This window comes from Rossellomorea sp. NPDC071047 (assembly GCF_050270195.1).
In the GTDB taxonomy this organism is placed as follows: domain Bacteria; phylum Bacillota; class Bacilli; order Bacillales; family Bacillaceae_B; genus Rossellomorea.
Window position 1 is genome coordinate 78961 of record NZ_JBNNJT010000005.1, and the last position, 19950, is coordinate 98910.

18 protein-coding genes and 1 riboswitch are annotated in these 19950 nt (G+C 41.6%); of the genes, 13 read left to right on the plus strand and 5 right to left on the minus strand.

Annotated elements, in window-relative coordinates; translation table 11 throughout:
• Positions 1-14: 14 nt before the first annotated feature.
• Complete coding sequence (locus tag ACQKFO_RS17010; RefSeq protein WP_427600060.1) at positions 15-917, minus strand: aldo/keto reductase; 903 nt, start codon at positions 915-917, stop codon at positions 15-17.
• Between the two features lie 65 nt (positions 918-982).
• Between ACQKFO_RS17010 and ACQKFO_RS17015 the strand changes: the two genes are divergently transcribed.
• The 8 genes from ACQKFO_RS17015 to splB all read left to right on the plus strand — a co-directional run bounded on the left by ACQKFO_RS17015 (position 983) and on the right by splB (position 7228).
• Positions 983-1909, plus strand: a complete 927-nt coding sequence (locus ACQKFO_RS17015; protein WP_427600061.1) for a phosphotransferase enzyme family protein — start codon at positions 983-985, stop codon at positions 1907-1909.
• 77 nt (positions 1910-1986) lie between these two features.
• A riboswitch (TPP riboswitch) is annotated at positions 1987-2097 on the plus strand.
• A gap of 160 nt (positions 2098-2257) precedes the next feature.
• A complete protein-coding gene (locus tag ACQKFO_RS17020; RefSeq protein WP_427600062.1) occupies positions 2258-3241 on the plus strand; it encodes an ABC transporter substrate-binding protein in 984 nt (327 codons plus the stop codon).
• Positions 3242-3253: 12 nt separating this feature from the next.
• Positions 3254-3547, plus strand: a complete 294-nt coding sequence (locus ACQKFO_RS17025; protein WP_427600063.1) for a thiamine-binding protein — start codon at positions 3254-3256, stop codon at positions 3545-3547.
• On the plus strand, positions 3544-4305 hold the full coding sequence (locus ACQKFO_RS17030; protein ID WP_427600064.1) for an ABC transporter permease: 762 nt from the start codon (positions 3544-3546) through the stop codon (positions 4303-4305). Before ACQKFO_RS17025 ends, ACQKFO_RS17030 begins: the two co-directional genes overlap by 4 nt.
• Before the next feature lies 1 nt (position 4306).
• A complete protein-coding gene (locus ACQKFO_RS17035) occupies positions 4307-5044 on the plus strand; it encodes an ABC transporter ATP-binding protein (protein WP_427600065.1) in 738 nt (245 codons plus the stop codon).
• A complete protein-coding gene (locus tag ACQKFO_RS17040) occupies positions 5037-5819 on the plus strand; it encodes a TatD family hydrolase (protein WP_427600066.1) in 783 nt (260 codons plus the stop codon). The genes ACQKFO_RS17035 and ACQKFO_RS17040 overlap by 8 nt, the downstream gene beginning before the upstream one ends.
• A 122-nt stretch (positions 5820-5941) precedes the next feature.
• Entirely contained in the window at positions 5942-6187 is a 246-nt protein-coding gene (locus ACQKFO_RS17045) for a transcriptional regulator SplA domain-containing protein (RefSeq protein ID WP_044337840.1), read from the plus strand.
• 12 nt (positions 6188-6199) lie between these two features.
• On the plus strand, positions 6200-7228 hold the full coding sequence (splB, locus tag ACQKFO_RS17050) for a spore photoproduct lyase (RefSeq protein ID WP_427600067.1): 1029 nt from the start codon (positions 6200-6202) through the stop codon (positions 7226-7228).
• A gap of 45 nt (positions 7229-7273) precedes the next feature.
• On the opposite strand, the gene ACQKFO_RS17055 is transcribed toward splB, so the two are convergent.
• Positions 7274-7702, minus strand: coding sequence for a phosphatase (locus tag ACQKFO_RS17055; protein ID WP_427600068.1), 429 nt, complete (start codon positions 7700-7702; stop codon positions 7274-7276).
• Positions 7703-8070: 368 nt separating this feature from the next.
• Here ACQKFO_RS17055 and ACQKFO_RS17060 point away from each other — a divergent pair, with 368 nt between their 5' ends.
• Complete coding sequence (locus tag ACQKFO_RS17060) at positions 8071-9315, plus strand: dicarboxylate/amino acid:cation symporter (RefSeq protein WP_427600069.1); 1245 nt, start codon at positions 8071-8073, stop codon at positions 9313-9315.
• 60 nt (positions 9316-9375) lie between these two features.
• Here ACQKFO_RS17060 and ACQKFO_RS17065 read toward each other — a convergent pair whose 3' ends face one another.
• Positions 9376-10782 (minus strand): cryptochrome/photolyase family protein, encoded by a 1407-nt coding sequence (locus tag ACQKFO_RS17065; RefSeq protein ID WP_427600070.1) that lies wholly within the window; start codon positions 10780-10782, stop codon positions 9376-9378.
• 167 nt (positions 10783-10949) lie between these two features.
• Between ACQKFO_RS17065 and ACQKFO_RS17070 the strand changes: the two genes are divergently transcribed.
• Positions 10950-11402 (plus strand): helix-turn-helix transcriptional regulator, encoded by a 453-nt coding sequence (locus tag ACQKFO_RS17070; protein WP_427600071.1) that lies wholly within the window; start codon positions 10950-10952, stop codon positions 11400-11402.
• Positions 11403-11459: 57 nt separating this feature from the next.
• Here the strand turns inward: ACQKFO_RS17070 and ACQKFO_RS17075 are convergent, their stop codons facing one another.
• The gene (locus ACQKFO_RS17075) at positions 11460-11984 is read right to left on the minus strand and encodes a universal stress protein (protein ID WP_427600072.1); all 525 of its coding nucleotides are present in this window, start codon (positions 11982-11984) and stop codon (positions 11460-11462) included.
• 357 nt (positions 11985-12341) lie between these two features.
• Positions 12342-14399 carry a sigma-54 interaction domain-containing protein gene (locus ACQKFO_RS17080; RefSeq protein WP_427600073.1) on the minus strand — a complete coding sequence of 686 codons (2058 nt, stop codon included), beginning with the start codon at positions 14397-14399 and terminating at the stop codon, positions 12342-12344.
• Positions 14400-15110: 711 nt separating this feature from the next.
• On the opposite strand from ACQKFO_RS17080, the gene yfcC reads away from it, so the two are divergent.
• From yfcC to ACQKFO_RS17095, 3 genes are all read left to right on the plus strand, one after another.
• Entirely contained in the window at positions 15111-16613 is a 1503-nt protein-coding gene (gene yfcC / locus ACQKFO_RS17085) for a putative basic amino acid antiporter YfcC (RefSeq protein ID WP_427600074.1), read from the plus strand.
• A gap of 78 nt (positions 16614-16691) precedes the next feature.
• Positions 16692-17864, plus strand: a complete 1173-nt coding sequence (iadA, locus tag ACQKFO_RS17090) for a beta-aspartyl-peptidase (RefSeq protein WP_427600075.1) — start codon at positions 16692-16694, stop codon at positions 17862-17864.
• A 277-nt stretch (positions 17865-18141) separates the two neighbouring features.
• Positions 18142-19413 carry an MFS transporter gene (locus tag ACQKFO_RS17095; RefSeq protein WP_427600076.1) on the plus strand — a complete coding sequence of 424 codons (1272 nt, stop codon included), beginning with the start codon at positions 18142-18144 and terminating at the stop codon, positions 19411-19413.
• The last annotated feature ends 537 nt before the right edge of the window (positions 19414-19950 follow it).

Here is a 19950-nt window from a genome sequence, read left to right on the forward strand (position 1 = left end):
TGTTGTTGAAAGCTTTAAGGAACATCATGCCCCATAGAGGTCTGCAGGATCTCAAACCATTGATCGTGATTTAATGTAATGGACATAGAGTCGATTGCATGTTGAATGCGTTCCTTTTTACCTGAACCGACGATGGGCATTATGTTTGCCGGGTGATTAAGTAGCCATGCATATAGAACCTCGTCAATTCCCTTTGCATTTGTTTCTTCTTGAATTTTCTTCAATGTATGTTGAAGACGAACGGCTTTCTCATCTTCACCTCTGAAGATCGCCCCGCCTGCGAGTGGTGACCAGGCCATCGGTGCGACACGCTTCTCTTGGCAAAGGTTTAACGTACCGTCTTCAAAGTTTTCTAAATGGTATGCAGATAATTCGATTTGATTGGTGATCAACGGAAAAGGTAAGTAGGATTGAAGCATATTCCATTGATGATCTTTAAAGTTGGATACTCCGAAATGACGGACCTTTCCTTCCTCTTTCAATTGAGTGAAGGCTTCAGCCACTTCTTCTCCATTCATAAATGGATCTGGCCTGTGAATCAATAATAAATCGATGTAGTCCGTTTTCAGGTTCTGCAGGGAGTTTTCAACAGAAGTCAAAATATGCTTTTTACTCGTGTTGTAATGATGTGTCTTATGTTCCGGACGATTGTCAGAAGGCAGGACGATACCGCATTTCGTCACAATCTCCATTTTTTCCCTTAAGGATGACTGAAGGTTCAGAGCTTCACCAAATAACGCTTCACATGTATACGAGCCATAAATATCTGCGTGATCAAAAGTCGTGATTCCGTTTTCAAGATTGTGCTGAATTAAAGAAAGAGTGTCTTCTTTGGATTGATTCCAGTCTGAAAGTCTCCACAACCCATGAATGATTCTTGAGAATGATAAGTCTTCCGTCATTTGTATTCTTTGCATCGATACAACCTCTTTTCATATGGTATGTAGACATTCTTTCATAGTCATACTAAAGGTATATTACTATGTTTGGAAAGGAATTAAAAATGATTGAACCTCTTCAAGATCTATTATTGAACTGGAAGGTTCATCCTTCCTCCATAGAGACGATGGAAAGTCATCCGAATGTTTATAAGGTGAGGAGTCGGGAGAAGACATTTTATTTAAAAAAGAGATTGAACTCTTCAGTGGATAAGCGCATAGAGGAGCTGCTCTTAACTTCTTTTTTGCTGGAAAAGGGAATTACTGTTGAAAGGCCGCTGTTAACTGTCTCACAACAGCCGTATGTACGACAGCATCTAGTTTTCTACTCCTTGTATCAAGCTCTGGAAGGACTACCAGTACAAGTCTATTCCTTAGCTTCTTTGAAAATGGTGGGAAACTACCTATCCCAACTCCATGACAGGCTAAGAAATTACGTCTGTAAAAACGAGGTGAAGGAGTGGGAAATCGAAACGCATATGAGAGAGTGGATAGGAGGGCAGGATTCAACATTGATAGAAAGGTTGAGTGCAGGGTTTCTTGGAAGGCTGAATGGATGGTCTTTTTCCTATAGCAAATTGCCCCATCAACTCGTCCATAGCGACTGTCATCCACGTAATATCCTCATCAAAGAAGAAAGGGTGACAGGACTCATAGATTTCGAGAGGATACGAAAGGCACCCCGCATAACAGATGTCTGTTACTTTCTCGCAGGGATGCTTAAAGACCAGGTTCTGCAGGGCGAGGGTGGGCAAGTTGAATGTATTCATGCCTTTATGGGGGGCTATCAGAGCGATGGTACTTTAACTCAAGAAGAAAAGGAACTGATGCCATTTTTAGTCATTATCTTTCTTCTTCAATACACGTTCTTTTACGATCAAAAAGGATATTCACAAGTCGTATCTACATACATCCCGTTCATTAACAGGCTGGTAAATTCCGGTGATTATGAACGGGCCTTTCAATTGTGAATTTATTTAAGAGGAAATGCTTGAATATCCACCTTTTCTGTGGCAAAGTAGGGAAGGAGATAACGTTTAATTTCATAGTACAAGTGTAGGGGGACCGGTGTGGCCGGTTGAGATTGTATCCTGACAGATACTGACCCTTTGAACCTGAACTGGCTGATACCAGCGTAGGAAACATTCTCTTAAACATTACATAATCATGTTTAACGATGCGTCCCTCGCTGAAGCTTGGGGCGCTTTTTTTGTTGTTGTGTCCTAACGTTCTTAGGTGTTTTACATTCATTCTCTAAACTGAGTGAAGAATAAGTATAAACGTTACAACTACATACAAGGATTTGAGGAGGAAACATGATGAAAAAGTGGATGTATATTATCTGTTCTGTCTTTCTTTTAACTGCTTGCAGTGGTGGAGGAAATGCATCAGAACAGAAAGAAGGTCTTAAAAAGGTTACGGTTGTACTGGACTGGACACCGAATACCAATCACACTGGATTATACGTTGCGAAAGAAAAAGGATACTTTGAAGAGCAGGGGCTGGATGTGGATATCATCTTACCCGGTGAGGCAGGGGCAGATCAACTCGTTGCCTCGGGTAAAGCTGAGTTCGGAGTCGGATATCAGGAAAGTGTCACGCAAGCAAGGGTTCAGGACGTGCCACTCGTATCTATCGCTGCGGTCATACAGCATAATACATCCGGGTTTGCTTCACCTAAGGATAAGGGTATAACGACTCCAAAGGATTTTGAAGGGAAAAGTTATGGAGGATGGGGATCACCTGTAGAAAAAGCAGTCATGACGTCGATTATGAAACAAGAAAATGCTGATGTAGAGAAAGTGGATTTTGTAAATATGGGTGATACAGATTTCTTTACTGCTGTGAAACGGGATGTTGACTTTGCTTGGATCTACTATGGATGGACAGGTATTGAAGCAGAGCTTCGTGGTGAGGATTTGAATATGATGTACGTTAAGGATTATTCTGAAAAACTGGATTATTACACCCCTGTACTGACGACGAATGAAAAGATGATTGAAAAAGACCCTGATACGGTTAAAGCTTTTTTATCAGCTTCTTCAAAAGGCTATCAGTTTGCGATCGACGATCCTGAAGGGGCCGGTAAGGTCCTATTAGATGCAGCTCCGGATCTAGATAAGGAATTAGTCATGAAGAGTCAGGAATGGCTTGCTCCTAAATACAAGGATGACGCTGACAGATGGGGAGAGCAGAAGCTGGAGGTTTGGGAAAACTATGCTTCATGGATGTATGATAATGATTTATTAGATAAGGAACTGGACAGTAAAAAAGCATTCACAAACGAATTCCTACCAAAATAAGAGGTGAACAAAATGGGGAACGCACTCGTAAGCATACAAATTATTCCGAAGACGAAAAATGGTGAAGATGTTATACCTTACGTGGATGAAGCGATCGCGATCATTGATAAATCTGGTGTCCGTTATGAAGTCCATCCATTAGAAACGACAATGGAAGGGGATCTGACTGACTTATTTAAGGTGATTGAACAAATGAATGAACGAATGATCGAAATGGGGAGCTCAAACGTCATTTCTCAAATCAAGGTTTTATATCAGCCTGCAGGGATTGAAATGAATCAATTAACGGAGAAGTATAAAGGATGAAAGCATGGCTATCAAAAGGATGGAGACCCTTCTTGGTCCTCATCCTTTTATTCATCATTTGGGAAGTCACCATTAGAGTATTTGAGGTACCTGCATGGTTAATGCCTTCACCTTCAGAGATATGGGCAGAAGGAGTCGCCTCATGGTCCACGTTTACAGGACATCTTGCATCGACCACTCTCCTTACAATCGGAGGGTTTATGATTGGATGTACGATTGGAATCGGGACAGCAGTTGGTCTGCACACTCTGCCTAAAGTAAGAGAAGCGATATATCCACTAATGATTTTGTCTCAAAATATTCCGATTATCGTTCTGGCACCTTTACTTGTTATCTGGTTTGGATTTGGACTATTGCCGAAAATCATTGTCATTACCTTGATTTGTTTCTTTCCTGTAGCGGTCTCGGCATTGGATGGATTCAGACAGACAAACTCAGAGTACATCCTTTACATGAAAATGTCGGGAGCCACAAAAGGTCAAATCTTTCGGAAGGTTGAATGGCCGCATGCACTTCCTTCCATCTTCTCAGGATTGAAAATTTCAGCTACCTATAGTGTGATGGGGGCGGTGATTTCAGAGTGGTTAGGTGCACAGAAAGGAATCGGTGTCTATATGACTCTTGCATCTTCTTCCTTCAGGACAGACAGGGTATTTGTAGCCATATTTATGATTATGCTCTTAAGCCTTGTATTCTTTGGAATCATTTTGTTATTAGAAAAAATCATGATTAAGTGGAATCGAAAGGAGGACAGGTAACATGACGACCTTATCCATACAAAATATGTCTAAATACTTTGATGGGGAGCTGATCCTCGATGAGCTTTCCATTCATGTTAAAGAAGGTGAGTTTGTCTCGATCCTTGGTCCTTCAGGAAGCGGAAAGAGCACGCTGTTTCACGTAATCGGTGGATTATTCACACCCGATTCAGGAGATATTCAATTAGATGGAAAATCGATAAATGGGCAAAGAGGGACCATCAGTTATATGCCGCAAAGTCCTTCCCTCCTGCCATGGAGAACCGTAATCGAGAATGTGATGCTTGGTCAGGAGTTACATGGGAAGAGAGATAGGAATAAAGCATTGAGCATGATTGAACGGGCGGGATTGAAGGGGTACGAGAATGCGTATCCCGATGATTTATCCGGAGGGATGAAGCAGCGGGTGGCGTTCATTCGTGCCCTTGTCAGTCCACAATCCTTTTTATGCCTGGATGAGCCTTTTTCTGCCCTGGATGAATTCACGCGGTTGGACATGCAGAAATGGCTCCTTTCCATTTGGGAGGAAGACTTGAGTTCCGTTCTATTTGTGACTCATAATATCGACGAAGCCCTGTTCCTGTCAGACCGGATCATTGTATTATCGACCCGGCCAGCCAGGGTGCAGAAGGAGTTCGAAGTACCATTTCCCCGTCCCCGCGACAAAGATATTCTCTTAACAGAGGAGTTTTTGAAATGGAAAACGGGCATTTTTGAGGAGCTTTCTCAATATGTGTAAACCTGCCTTGATTGATGCCCATATTCACTTGGATTTATATGAAGGATATGAACGTGATAAGATTCTGCAGGAACTTGAACTGTATTCTGTAGAAGCGCTCATATCTGTATCGTTCCACCTTCAATCGACCAGGACAAATTTAGATCTCTCAAGAAGAGATGCAAGAATCAAACCGGCTGCAGGGTTCCATCCTGAGCAGGAACTTCCTTCTAAAAGAGATGTTGAAGAGCTTCTGGCATTCATTAAGTTGTATCAACAGGAAATAGTGGCGATTGGAGAAGTTGGATTGCCTTATTATAGAATGAAAGAAGATCCTGATGTTAAAGTGGAGCCGTATATCGATCTGTTGGAACAGTTTTTTATTGAATCAAAGAGGGTGAACAAACCGATTATCCTTCATGCAGTGTATGAGCATGCACCGATCGTTTGTGACCTGTTAGAAAAACACTCCATAGAAAAAGCACATTTTCATTGGTTTAAGGGAGATGAAAAGACCATTGAAAGAATGAAGAAAAATGGCTATTCCATCTCCATTACCCCTGATGTCCTTTATGAGAAGGAGATACAGGAGCTTGTTAAGAAGTACCCAATCGAAGGACTTATGGTAGAAACGGACGGTCCTTGGCGTTTTGAAGGCATCTTCCAGGGAAGGATGACCCACCCCGGGATCATGCATCGGTCCATTGAAAAAATCGCCGAAATAAAACGCATCAAAGAAGCAGAAGTATATAAACAGCTGTTTAAGAATACAACTGAATTTTATGGGATTTCCTAAATCATTCTTCTCTTGCATCATTGGTGCAGGAGAAGTTTTTTTATAAACATCTTTTACCATCATATTTATCAGGGAGATAACAAAAAATGATAGTAATGACGTTTAGGAAAAAGGTGAAAAGAATGGAACTGAATGATCAATATATGCCTTATCAAGCAGGCGATGTAGTTTATGTGATTTATCGAAATCCGCATACGCAAAGTGTAGCGAACGTGCAGGAAGCTGCCGTAGTGCATGATCCGGAAAATCCGAACGAACTGGCATTATTTTTATATGAAACCTATTATCCGTTAACACATGAAATAGCCGTTTATTCTTCAGAAGCTGAAGCGGAGCAAGCCTATACTCAATCATTTGGAGACCTGTAGGAGGGATGAATCATGGTTAAACCGTTCGTGCCACAATTGGTCTACTTTGAACCGAATGCCTTGGAATATCCCCTGGGTAAAGAGCTCAAAGAAAAGTTTGAAAAAATGGATGTTGAAATCAGGTACACAACATCGCATAATCAGGTTCGTAATTTGCCAGGGGACAACCATTTTCAGAAATACCGGATTGCAAAATCCACATTAGTAGTCGGAGTGAGGAAAACGTTGAAGTTTGATACATCAAAACCGTCTGCTGAATATGCCATCCCATTTGCAACAGGATGCATGGGGCACTGCCATTATTGCTATCTGCAAACAACGATGGGGAGTAAACCATATATACGAACGTATGTGAATGTGGATGAAATATTTGAGTCGGCAGACAAGTATATAGCAGAAAGAGCTCCTGAATTCACACGCTTTGAAGCTGCTTGTACGTCAGATATCGTAGGGATCGATCATCTCACTCATACTCTAAAACGAGCCATCGAGCATTTTGGTGAATCCGAACATGGCAAGCTTCGTTTTGTGACGAAATTCCATCATGTCGACCATCTGCTTGATGCGAAGCATAATGGAAAAACCAGGTTCCGGTTCAGTATCAATGCCGATTATGTGATTAAGAATTTTGAGCCTGGTACATCTCCTCTGGATAAGCGCCTTGAGGCTGCGGGGAAGGTTGCGAGGGCTGGATATCCATTGGGATTCATTGTGGCACCAATCTATATCCATGAAGGATGGCAGGAAGGGTATAAGCAAATGTTTGAACATTTGGAAGCACATCTGCCGGAAGAAGCGAAAAAGGATTTAACCTTTGAATTCATTCAACATCGTTTCACCAAACCGGCCAAAAGAGTCATAGAGAAAAATTATCCGATGACAAAGCTTGAACTTAATGAGGAAGAACGGCGATATAAATGGGGTAAATACGGGATCGGAAAGTATATCTATCAGAAGGACGAAGAGCAGGAAATGAAAGATCATCTGTATGCCTACATGGAAAAACATTTTCCAAAAGCGAAGTTGGAGTATTTCACCTAAAAAAAGGGACTGATTACAATACAATATCAGTTGTAATCAGTCCCCTTAATGTAGTTGTGGTAAAAGATTTTCCAAATCTTTCACTCTCATGGCAATTTCATCACAAATTTCTTGATAGTGTACCCATTCTTCAATGAGTGTCGCAGAACGCTTCCTTGGATTAGGCAAATTCCAATAGATGACTTTATCTTCTAATTCAGATGGAATCTCGATCTTATCATCATATTCTGTATCCTGAATCGCAACAATAACCGAAGCATTACCAAGTTCATTCATCTCAAGACGTGTAAGTGGGAATGAGCTGATGTCAATACATAACTCTTTCATTGCTAAAACGCTGAATTCAGCACGACTCTCAGCAACACATCCGGCACTTTTGAATGACCAATCTGACACATCAAGCTTCTCGGCCCACCCTTCAGCTATCAAGCTGCGCTGTTGACTACTTGAAAGAAAATAGACTGTTTTATTCATATTTGGTATGTTCCTTTCTATTTTCATGCTGTTATTACTATTTACCCAATCACTCAGTGTTTAATCATAAAATGTAAAAAAGAAAAGTTTGGAAGTTGTTCTGTAGTCAAATAGAATCATTCAACTCCCACATATTGTGTGGGGTGTGAAGTGAAACATAGTAAAAATGTTTTAATTCACCATTAATCTTCTTCAATTATTAAAAAAATCAGTATAATAGGAAAAGGAGAATGAAGAAGCAGCGAAAAAAACGGATGGGAAGGCAGTTCAGGAAGAGATGATAGAAAAATTAAAAAAATAGTTTTGCTAAAAGTAATTAAGGGTAAACATCTTTTAATTATTTTGTATTCAATAGGGGAGGTACATCTATGAAATTTAATTTAACAACTAAGATTATTATTGCCTTAATACTAGGGGCGATTGTGGGATTACTGCTTAATATTTTTGCTAAAGATATATTTGATATATTAGATCCTTATCTATTTACTCCGTTAGGGAAGATATTCCTTAACCTAATCAGCATGCTTGTTGTACCAATTGTGTTTCTATCCATCGTTCTTGGATCTGCAGGTCTGGGTGACCCTAAGAAACTGGGGAGAATAGGGTTGAAGACTATTGTATTCTTCTTAATGACTACCTGCATAGCCATCGTAATCGGTTTATCTCTGGCTTATGTCATAGATCCCGGTTTGGTGGAGGGAATCGATAAAACACAATCAGAAGGTTTTGAAACGGAAGATGCTCCTCCTGTTGGAGAGACCCTCATGAACATTATTCCAAAAAATCCACTAACGGCGATGACAGAGGGAAATATGCTGCAAATCATTGCATTTGCCATCTTTATTGGGTTTGGATTAACAGCTTTAGGGGATAAAACAAAAGGAATATTAAAGCTGGTTGAACAAGGTAATGACCTGATGATGTACCTTGTGACACTTGTGATGAAATTCGCTCCATACGGAACATTCGGATTAATCGCTTCAGCAATAGGAAGCCAGGGTTTCAGTGCATTGAAGGCGATGTGGCTTTACTTTGTAGTCGTTCTTGCTGCATTGATCATTCACGCCATCGTAACCTATGGTGGAACGATTCTCCTTCTGGCAAAAAAGAATCCGCTTTGGTTCTTCAAAAATTTCAGTCCTGCGATGAGCGTAGGATTCAGTACATCAAGCAGTAACGCGACTCTTCCCATCTCTATGGATGTTGCCCAACAGCGTTTAGGCGTATCGAAATCAGTAAGCTCCTTCGTTCAACCATTGGGAGCTACCATCAACATGGATGGTACTGCGATCATGCAGGGGGTTGCAACCGTCTTTATCGCTCAGGTATATGGTGTTGATTTATCAATGGAACAACTGATTACGGTCGTACTTACGGCTGTCTTAGCCAGTATTGGTACAGCAGGGGTTCCTGGAGTCGGATTGATCCTTCTTGCGATGGTATTAAGCAGTGTAAACCTGCCGGTAGAAGGAATTGGATTAATTCTGGGGATTGACCGCCTGCTTGATATGGCAAGGACTTCCATCAATATCTCGGGAGATGCAGCGTGTGCTCTGTTTGTATCAGAATCCGAGAAGAAACGTACAATTAAGGAACAAAGAGGAGAGGCGTAATTTAATCATATATTAAATCGAGTCTATGGCGTGTAAAGGCGATAGACTCGATTTTTTTTATCATTTTATTTCGTGGTATCTTTCTAATGCCCGTTCCCTAGCGGCTTTATGGTCCACGATCGGATAGGGATAATGCTTTCCCAGGATGACCCCCGCATCTTTCAGAATGTCCACGGAAGCATCTGATGGTTTGTGGATATGTTTATTGGGAACATCTTTTAATTCAGGAACCCACTTCCGGATATAGGTGCCTTCTTTATCGAATTTTTCACTTTGAAGGGTTGGATTGAAGATTCGGAAGTAGGGGGCTGAATCAAAGCCGGAGCCTGCGATCCACTGCCATCCCATTGAATTATTGGCGAGGTCTGCATCAATCAGTGTATTCAAAAACCACTTAGCGCCTTCTTGCCAATGTATCAGTAAATGCTTGGTCAGGAACGATGCAACGATCATTCTGACACGGTTGTGCATGAACCCCGTTGCCCATAATTCTCTCATTCCAGCATCAACGATTGGATAGCCTGTCTCTCCTCTTGTCCATTTTTCCAAATGATCCCTTTCCTTTTCCCATCGGAAATCCTTGAATTTCTCATTTACAGGCCGAATGGTGGACTCCGGGAAATGAAGCAGAACGGAGTAGGAGAAGTCTCTCCAAATTAATTGTTTAACAAATGGTTCAACTTGAGAACCTTTTATTTTCAGGAGTGAATGATACAAACTTCTTACCGATAGGACACCAAGGGCTAAGTAAGGGGATAAGGTAGAGTGGTGACCTTCTGCTGGGAAGTCTCTTCCTTCAGAATAGTCATTGATGCTTTTTTTAACAAATGCATGATACCTTTTAATAGCAGCTTTTTCGCCGGGGTCCCAAATGCTTTCCATGACGTGAAACCAGGGAATAGAGGGCATTAGATTTAAATCGTCCAGGGATAGGCCATCCAAATCGAGGACTGGGACCTCTACTTTCTTCACTGATGGGAGAGGTTTCGGGATTTCCTCCTTCCTTAATGATTTATAAAAAGCTGAGTACACTTTATAAGGGGTGTCGTCATCCTTTTTGATTTTCCAAGGCGGAAGAAGAAGTGTCCCTTCGAATGTTTGAACATCTACTCCCTGTGCGGACAAAGAACGGGCTAATGTGAGATCCCGCTCATAAACACTTGGATCATAGACTCTATTCCAGTAAACCCCTTGTGCATTTGTTTTCTGAACCCATTGAGGGAGGAGATCTTCTAGTTTTCCTCTATCTACCCAAAGATGCCCGTTAATAGATTGAAGCGACCTCTGGAATGCCTCTAAATTCTGATGCAGCCACCACTTCCTGGCTTCTCCAGGGGGGCAGTGAGAGGTTCCTTCATCCAGGATATATAGAGGAATCACCATTCCTTCTTGAGAAGCTCTATAGAGAGCTGGGTGATCGTGAATCCGAAGGTCCTCCCTAATAAGGACAATGATACGTTTTGTCATGCTTTTCCCTCCGTTTTAGCCGAATTCGTCAATTATTTAGCTAAAGTATAGTAAAATAAACGCCGTGATACAAAAATCGATGGGTTTAATCAAAACATTAAAATATTCTTGAAAATGGAAATAAGGTTAGTGTAATATTACACTATAAAGAAATAAGGTGTGAATCGATGACAAAAGAAGAGATCGTTCTAATCATTTCAGATAAATTAAGGCTAATACGAACAGAGGCAGGTTATACACAGGATAAGATGGCGAATATTATCGGATTATCAAAAAAAACCCTTGTTCAAATTGAAAAAGGCAGAGTCATGGCCGGCTGGACAGCGGTCATTGCCATCTGCGCATTGTTTAAAGATAGTGAGACCTTAACCACGAGTCTTGGGGGGGAGCCCCTTGAAATCATAGAGACCATTGCTCGGGAAGGCATTGATTATCGGAAGGAGAAAACGTTGGGCGGGAAGGTCTGGTGGAAAGATGTAAAGAAGAATGATGAATACATTCTTCAACAAAACCTTTTCAGTCAGCACTTCCGAATTTTAGACTTTGAAGACTATCGGATATACAGCAGCTTTGACGAGAATAATGCCCATAAACGTTTTGATGAATTAAATGGTAAGTAATACATATGTAAATGGAGGGACGGACCTATTATAGGTCCGTCCCTCCATTCGTTTCCTTTATTTTACGACCAGGACACTGGTTTCGCAGTTTTGAGTGACTTTTTCACTGACGCTGCCAAGCACCCATTTCTTCATGCCGGATTTACGGCTGCTCCCGACTACTACGAGGTCTGCCTGGATTTCTTTGGCATATTCACATATGCGTTTTGCTTCTGAACCGGATAGGTGAATATAGTTTGCTTCAATCCCGTAAGGAGAAAGTTTTTCTTTAGCATTTTTCAAAAAGTGATGTGTAGAGGATGGTGTCTTAATTTCATGACGTTCTTCCTCCGTAGTATGAACTTTGTTGTCTGGTGAAACTGACAAATTCCCCATATAATTGTTATCAAACCCTGGTGACGTATCTGCCAACGCGTGGGTAGGGGTATAGTTGTCATGACTTTCATTAGCTACCTTTTCATCTGATATATGGAGTACGGTTAATTGTGTATCTATAGAACCTTTTATTAATTTTTGCACTTCATCCAATGCTTTCTTGCTTCCATCGGTTTCATCGTAAGCTAACAAGATATGTTTATACATCAAAATCACCTCATCAATAGGATATCTATTATTTACCCAATATTAAGTTTTTTAATCTTTTTCCGGAAAACGATGAATTGAATAATGAGCATTGATTCAACAATCGCTTTATAACAGAAAGAAAGAGCAGAACGGGGGGAAGATCCGTTCTGCTCTTTCTCTTTGATTAAAACTCATATAATAGCAGGAATAATGTTTAATTTGAATGGTATTTATTAAAGCATGCTGATAATCCAACCAATGACAACAATTGCTCCAATGACCATTAAGATTGTACGTACCATTAAAATCACCTCGACTTATCGTATCAATGAAATATGTTTTGTATTTCTAACCGGTTAATGTAAAGTTACCCTGTCAACGAATAGTTGAAACCTTCTCCACATTATTATTTAACCAGGTTAATCCTTCATGGGTTATTTCTGTACCAATTCTCCCTCTCTGGATCAATACATACCCAAGATCCTGGAGTTCGTTTAATCTTGTCCTGATTTGTTGAACGGATAGAGGAGTGGAGCTTCGTTGCAGGGAAGAATAAATCTTTTGTCTGCTGGCTCGCTTTCCTTCTTCGAAAAATTCAACTAAAGCGGTAAGGATATTTACATACTCCCCGGTTTTAGACATTGTGATAGAAGGAAGGGAAAAGGTACCCTTAGTATGTTCCTTTTCGATGAAATTATTATCATTCTTCGGTAATTGATGAATCGTTAACCGATTTTGTTCTGCAACGGTGATCATGTAAAGAAGTGTATTCTTAAGTTCACGGATATTGCCGCTCCAAGGTGCTTTCTTCAATGCATCTAATACCTTCATGTCGATTGTAGTGATTTTGCTATGTTCCATACGGAGGAAATTATCGATGAGAAAGGGGATATCTTCGCTTCGATCCCGGAGGCTCGGCAGCTTCATTGATAGGACCTTCAGGCGGTGGTAGAGATCTTCACGAAAACTTCCTTCTATTATTAAGGTTTGGAGGTCCCTGTTTGTAGCAGCAATGATCCTTACATCAACAGGAATGTTCTTGTTTCCACCAATCCGTCTGATCTCCATCTCCTGAAGAACCCTAAGGAGCCTCGCTTGAAGTTTTAGGCTAATATCACCGATCTCATCCAGAAACAGGGTACCCCCGTCTGCTTGTTCGAATAATCCCTTTTTTCCTCCCTTTTTTGCGCCGGTGAAGGCTCCGTCCTCATAGCCGAATAATTCACTTTCTAATAAATCTTCAGGCAATGCGCTGCAGTTTACAGCAAGATAAGGACTGTTTTTTCGGGACGAATCATTATGAATGGCACTTGAGAACAGTTCTTTTCCAGTACCGGTTTCACCATAAATTAAAACCGGAAGTTCACTTTGTGCGAGTTTTCTGGCGATCATCTTGGTTTCATTAATAAGTGCACTTTTTCCCAGTATACTGTCAAATGTGTATTTGGCGATATACCCCATCCGCTGAAGCTCCCGTCTTCGAACCTTTTCCATCTCAATGGTTTCTTCCATATCTTTAAATGTTGCGACGATGACACCCTCTGTTTTCAAACGGAAACGATAGACCATCACATTCTGCTGTCGGAGAGTGAAATATTGTTGATCTTCATCCTGTTGCGACGTCAAAAAGTGATTGAGCTCGATATTCTTGAACACCCTGTTTAGTTTTTTTCCTTTCGCATGTGCAGCTGTAATCCCAACCATTCGTTCAAGGACTTCATTGAATACGGTAATTTCTCCGTCTTCCTGAAATGCGAGGATCCCATCATTTACGCCATCCACTACTTTATTTAAAAATTTATTTAACGTTTTCGCCTTTCGATTGATGGCACCCAGCTTTTGACTGAGCTCAATAATCTTTCTTGTATAGCGATCGGTGATATCAAAGGTCAACTGCTCCGACAATTGAAAGTGGTAGATGATTTTCATAATGGTATTCAAATCGATCAGGCGTACACCGATATCAATCTTGGTTGGAATCGAAGGTGGGATGCTAGCCGTTTCTCCTGGTGAAATGGCAATGTCGATTTGTCCAGGGTAGTCTCTGGTTGGCGAGTATGGAATGTAATCTACATGATCTATTCCTAACCGTTTCAAGGTAGAAACTGCTTCTTTGGCTGTTTCGATGAAATCATTCACATATAGTATCTTTTTTCCCGGAGGTAATTCGAATATACGATCTATGTATTCGTAATTGACGGTTCGACGAGCTTTAATGATGGTGCATGAATCGAAATCGATATATTCCTTCACTTCGGGTGCGATCAGTGCAGAAGAATAAACAATCAATTTGTTGGTGAAATACGTAGCAATTCCTTCATCACATGCATAACTCGTAATATTGATCAGGTCTCCGAAAACGGATTGTAATTGCTCCTTAAGAGCTCTTTCTGTTTCCTTCGTTCCAGCTAATAGAATTAATTCGTGTTTCATACGTTTCCCCCTTATGGTTTAATTGGTTGGCTCTTTTCGCAAAGATTGTTGTTTTCTAACATAGAATCTGCGAGGGCTCTGTCAACCAGGTTTATGCTGGATGGTGAGGGGAACTGCTCCGCTTTCCGCGGACGTTCGGCCGAGCCTCCTCAGCTTCGCTTCCGGGGTCTCGACACGACCGTACTTCCGCAGGAGTCTGCGCAGTTCCCCTCACCATCTTAAACAGTATTTTCATGACAGAGCTTCAAGGTGTGCAAGAAAACAATGTAACGAGAAAAAATATTCTTTTTCTTAAAAGGAAGATCAATCTCTACTTACCATAAATGAGATTGCTTGCTAAAATCCTTGTTTTTATTGATTTCCATTAAGGATACATGCTCAGAAAGTTGATTGGAGCGGAAGGATGCTCGACTCCTGCGGGAATAGCTGGACAGGTGAGACCCCGGAGGCGCAGCCGAGGAGGCTCACCGCCAGCCCCGCGGAAAGCGAGCATCCTGGAGCGGAAATCAACTATTACTTTCTCCTCTACAATAGCAACAAACTATACGAAAAGAGCCAATTGGTTTATAAATAGTTTAATGGTTAAGTATATTTTAACCGATAATAACCATTAGTGCACCGGAAGTTTGTATTTTCAGATAATTATAGATTGGCATGGAACTTGCATGTATTTACGTGAAGTAAATCATACTGTCAAACGGGGGGAAAGAAATGGAGAAAGAACAAAAGGCGTGGAAGGTGCCGCATACATTCATTATCGTGTTTTTCGTCGTACTTGCCGCCGCAATTTTAACGTATGTCGTACCAAAGGGGCAATTCACGACTGAAGAAGTCACATTCATGCAGGATGGAGAAGAACAAACCAAAACGGTATTAAATCCTGATTCCTTTAGTTATTTAAAGGATGATGATGGAAATCTGATTAGAGAAGGAACCAGTCTTTTCGAGCCGGGAGGCGGAATTGGATTTCTTAATTATGTATTTGAAGGTCTTGTATCCGGGGATAAATGGGGGTCCGCTGTAGGTGTAGTTGCCTTTATCTTAATAATTGGTGGAGCATTTGGTATCATCATGAAGACAAGGGCCATTGAAGAAGGGATCCTGAAGGTCATCGAGAGGACCAAAGGAAAGGAATCTCTCATTATTCCGATTATGTTCTTCTTGTTCTCATTAGGGGGGGCCGTGTTCGGAATGGGGGAAGAGGCTATCGCCTTTGCCATGATTCTTGTTCCGATCATGATTGCGATTGGGTATGATGCCATCACTGGAATCATGATCACCTACGTGGCGACTCAAATCGGTTTTGCCACTTCGTGGATGAATCCTTTCGGCGTAGCTATCGCACAAGGTGTTTCAGGTGTACCGGTCCTTTCGGGAGCAGGTTTCCGTATTGTTATGTGGGTTGTCTTTACACTTGTCGGAATCATTTATACATGGAGATATGCTGTAGCGATTCGCAAGGAACCTAAACGAAGTCTTTCTTACGATTCTGATGAATACTTCCGTAAAGAAGGCAGAGTACAAGACCTAAATACCAAATTTACTTTGGGTCATTCACTTGTCATATTAACGGTTGCAGTAGGTATTGCCTGGATCATTTGGGGAGTGGTGGAACACGCTTACTATATTCCGGAGATTGCCAGCCAATTCTTTACGATTGGACTAGTAGCAGGAATCATTGGCGTCCTGTTTAAATTGAATGGAATGTCATGGGATGATATAGCAGATGGATTCATCAACGGAGCAAAGGATTTATTGCCGGCTGCCTTAGTTGTAGGTATGGCAAAAGGAATCGTCATTATCCTTGGTGGAGATTCACCTGACGCCCCATCTGTATTAAATACGATGTTATATGGAGCAGGGCAAGTGGTCGGGGATTTCCCTGAAGCCATTTCTGCCTGGTGCATGTATGTATTCCAGTCAGTATTCAACTTCTTTGTCGTATCTGGTTCCGGTCAAGCCGCTCTAACAATGCCTTTAATGGCTCCACTTGCAGATATTGCCGGAGTCTCACGTCAAGTAGCTGTCCTTGCCTTCCAATTAGGAGATGGTCTGACCAATATTATTGTCCCGACCTCCGCTGCTTTACTTGGTACACTTGGAGCAGCACGTGTTGATTGGGGAATATGGGCTAAATTTATTATTAAATTCATGCTCATCCTATTCGTTCTGTCATCGATCTTTGTGATTACGGCAACACTCATCGGTTTCTGATTTTATTTGTAGTGCCGAACCTTCGCTGTAAGGTTCGGCGTGATTATATGAGTAAGAGAAAAGAAAGGAGCAAACATCATGCTGACATTAATTCAAAACGGAGAAGTTTATGCTCCAGAATATTTAGGGAAAAAGGATATATTGATAGTAGATAATAAAATAGGTTTTATTGAAGATAAGATTGAACCTCCTCATCAATTTGTGGATATAAAGATTGTGGATGCTACGGGTAACTATGTTGTACCTGGATTTATAGATTCGCACGTACATATTATGGGGGGAGGCGGCGAGGGCAGCTTTCGTACGAGAACACCGGAAATTCAACTGACACAGGCCACGCTTGCCGGTATTACGACCCTTGTTGGTGTGATTGGGACAGATGGAACGACAAGAACGATGGCGAGCCTTGTAGCAAAAGCAAATGGACTTGAAGAAGAGGGTATCACTTGCTACGCCCAGACCGGTTCTTACCAAGTTCCCTTGAAAACACTTACCGGCAAAATCGAGGACGATATCATATTAGTAGACCGCATCATTGGAGTAGGTGAGGTGGCGATTGCTGACCATCGCTCATCTCAACCCACAGTAAACGAATTAACGAAAATTGCTTCCGCTGCTCGCATCGGGGGCATGTTGTCCGGCAAATCGGGAATAGTCAATGTTCATGTAGGGGATAGTCATGACCACTTAAAACTTCTCGAGGAAGTAGTCGATACAACGGATATTCCGATAAAACAGTTCTATCCAACCCATATCAATCGAAATGCGCATCTGTTTGAAGCAGGGATTCAATACGCTCAAAGGGGTGGTTATGTAGACTTTACGACCAGTACCATTCCCCAGTTTCTTGAAGATGGCGAGGTGAAATGCAGTAAAGCGCTAAAACGCATGCTCGATGCAGGTGTACCGGTAGAGCAAATCACATACACTTCGGATGGACAAGCAAGCTTACCTAATTTTGATGGGGACGGCGAGCTGATCGGATTACAAATTGGTCAGGTGTCGAGCCTATACAGGGAAGTAAAGGACGCTGTATTGGTAGAAGGCATCCCGTTAGAAACAGCGATTAAAGTAATAACATCAAATCCTGCCAAAATCCTGAAATTAAAGCAAAAAGGTCATGTTGAGGTAGAGAAGGACGCTGATCTGGTGCTGTTGGATAAGGATACGCTTGAAGTGAACTCGGTGTTTGCCAAAGGTAAGTTGATGGTAGAGAAGGGGGAAGCGATTGTGAAGGGCACGTTTGAATGAATGTTTGGTTTTAAAATAGCTTTGAGCCTTGTGGCTTTGGGCTATTTTTTTGTTGGAAATAGAATTTTTGATCAGCTGAGCAGATAACGATTTTAACGGCGAAATTCTGGATATAACGGCTAAACGTCTTCTACTGATCTTTTGCTATCCCGGAGAGACTATCTCTCGACCCACATCCGACCACAGACGGAGGAAAAAACCACCAATAGACCCTCATGTTCTTCGGGAATTCCCTATATTATAAAGATAGTTAATCATTGATAGGAGACGGTTATTCATGAAAAAAATGATTGAAATCTTTAAGAATCCTATTTTTCTAAAGTTATTCTTTGCTAATTTCACTTCGCATATGGGAAGTGTGATTGGATTGACTGCCTTTATGTTTTATCTGCTGGATCGTTTCTCCGAGCAACCTGTGTATGCTTCCCTGACTGAAATGATGTATTCATTACCCACTCTTCTTGTCTTCTTTCTTGTTGGAGTATTCGCTGACAGGATGGACCGGCAGAAAATTGCCTACCACTGTGATACGATCAGTGCGCTCCTTACACTTTTGTTATTTGGGGCCATCTTTATTGGCTGGCTTCCCCTCATATTTACGATTTTGTTTCTGCGAAGCGGTGTACAGAAGTTCTTCTTTCCTGCTGAACAGGGGATACTGCAAGGTGTGCTTTCAAAAGATGATTATTCAACGGCCGCCGGCTTGAATCAAATGGTAATGAGCTTGTTTATGTTACTTGGAAATGCTGTAGCCATCTTCGTATACTGGACGGCCGGGATCTACGGTGCAATTGCAGTCGATTTTGTTACATTTGTTATTTCTGCAATCTTAATCAGGAAATGTATCATTCCAGAAGAGGTTCGTCTTCCAAACGGCGTGCATACGTGGAAAGACTTGAACATTCAGTCTGTGAATACAGATTTTAAAGCCGGGATGAACTATATCTTGAATCACAAGCTGCTGTTATCTTTAATTGGAGGGTTTGTCGTATTTGGAATTGTGAACGGCGGATTCTCGGTCATTCCTATTTTTATATTGAAATATAAATTAGCCCCAGAGTCTTATGAAGAATATTCGATTTTATTAGGTGTCGCATTCGGTGCCGGTGTATTGATTGGCAGTATATTCTCTTCAATGCTTACTCAGAAGTTTAAATTTCATGTGTTGATAGTTGCAGGGCTGGTTATTTCCGGAACGTTTATCATCGCAGCATCTTTTGCGCCTGCGACTTGGATCTTCCTCACGATCATCTTTTTCGCTGCACTGGGGTTACCCCTCGTGAATATTGCCATCGGGGGATGGATGCCAAGCATCATCGACCCAAAAATGATGGGCAGGGTGCAAGGATGGATCAATCCTCTTATGATGCTCTCACAATCCATTACCCTGGGAGTGATTGCCTTGACATTCCCTACCATCGTAACCGTTGAAATGCTCTACTGGCTCGTCGGTGGATGTCTAATCATAGTAGGTATCTTCTACACCATCATCCTTCCTAAATATGTGAAAGAGGAAAATAATGCTCAGCCTGCCGCTCTGAATGGCTAGGAAATACCCTCTATGAATAGGAAATGACTATTCATAGAGGGCTATTTTTTTACTTTGAAAAGGCTCTTTTCGCAAAGATTGTTGTTATCTAATATAGAATCTGCCAGGCCTCTGTCAACCAGTCTATGCTGGATGGTGAGGGGAACTGCTCCGTTTGCAGCTAGCGTTCGGCCGAGCCTCCTCAGCTTAGCCGAACGGGGTCTCGGCACGACCGTACTTCCGCAGGAGTCTGCGCAGTTCCCCTCACCATCTTTAACAGAATTATCATGACAGAGCTTCAAGGTTTGAAAGAATACAATGTAAACTAGAAAAAATAATTGATTTTCCTTATAAACAAAATCATTTCTACTTACCTTAAAAGAGATTGTTTGCTAAAAAGCTTGTTTAAATGGTTTTAGATTTAGGATTCATGCTCAGAAAGTTGATTGGAGCGGAAGGAGGTTCGACTCCTGCGGGAATAGCTGGACAGTACGAAAAGCGGAGGGGCTTTGCCCAGGGGCGACAAGCATAAGACGAGTCTGCCGGAAAGGCGCTCTT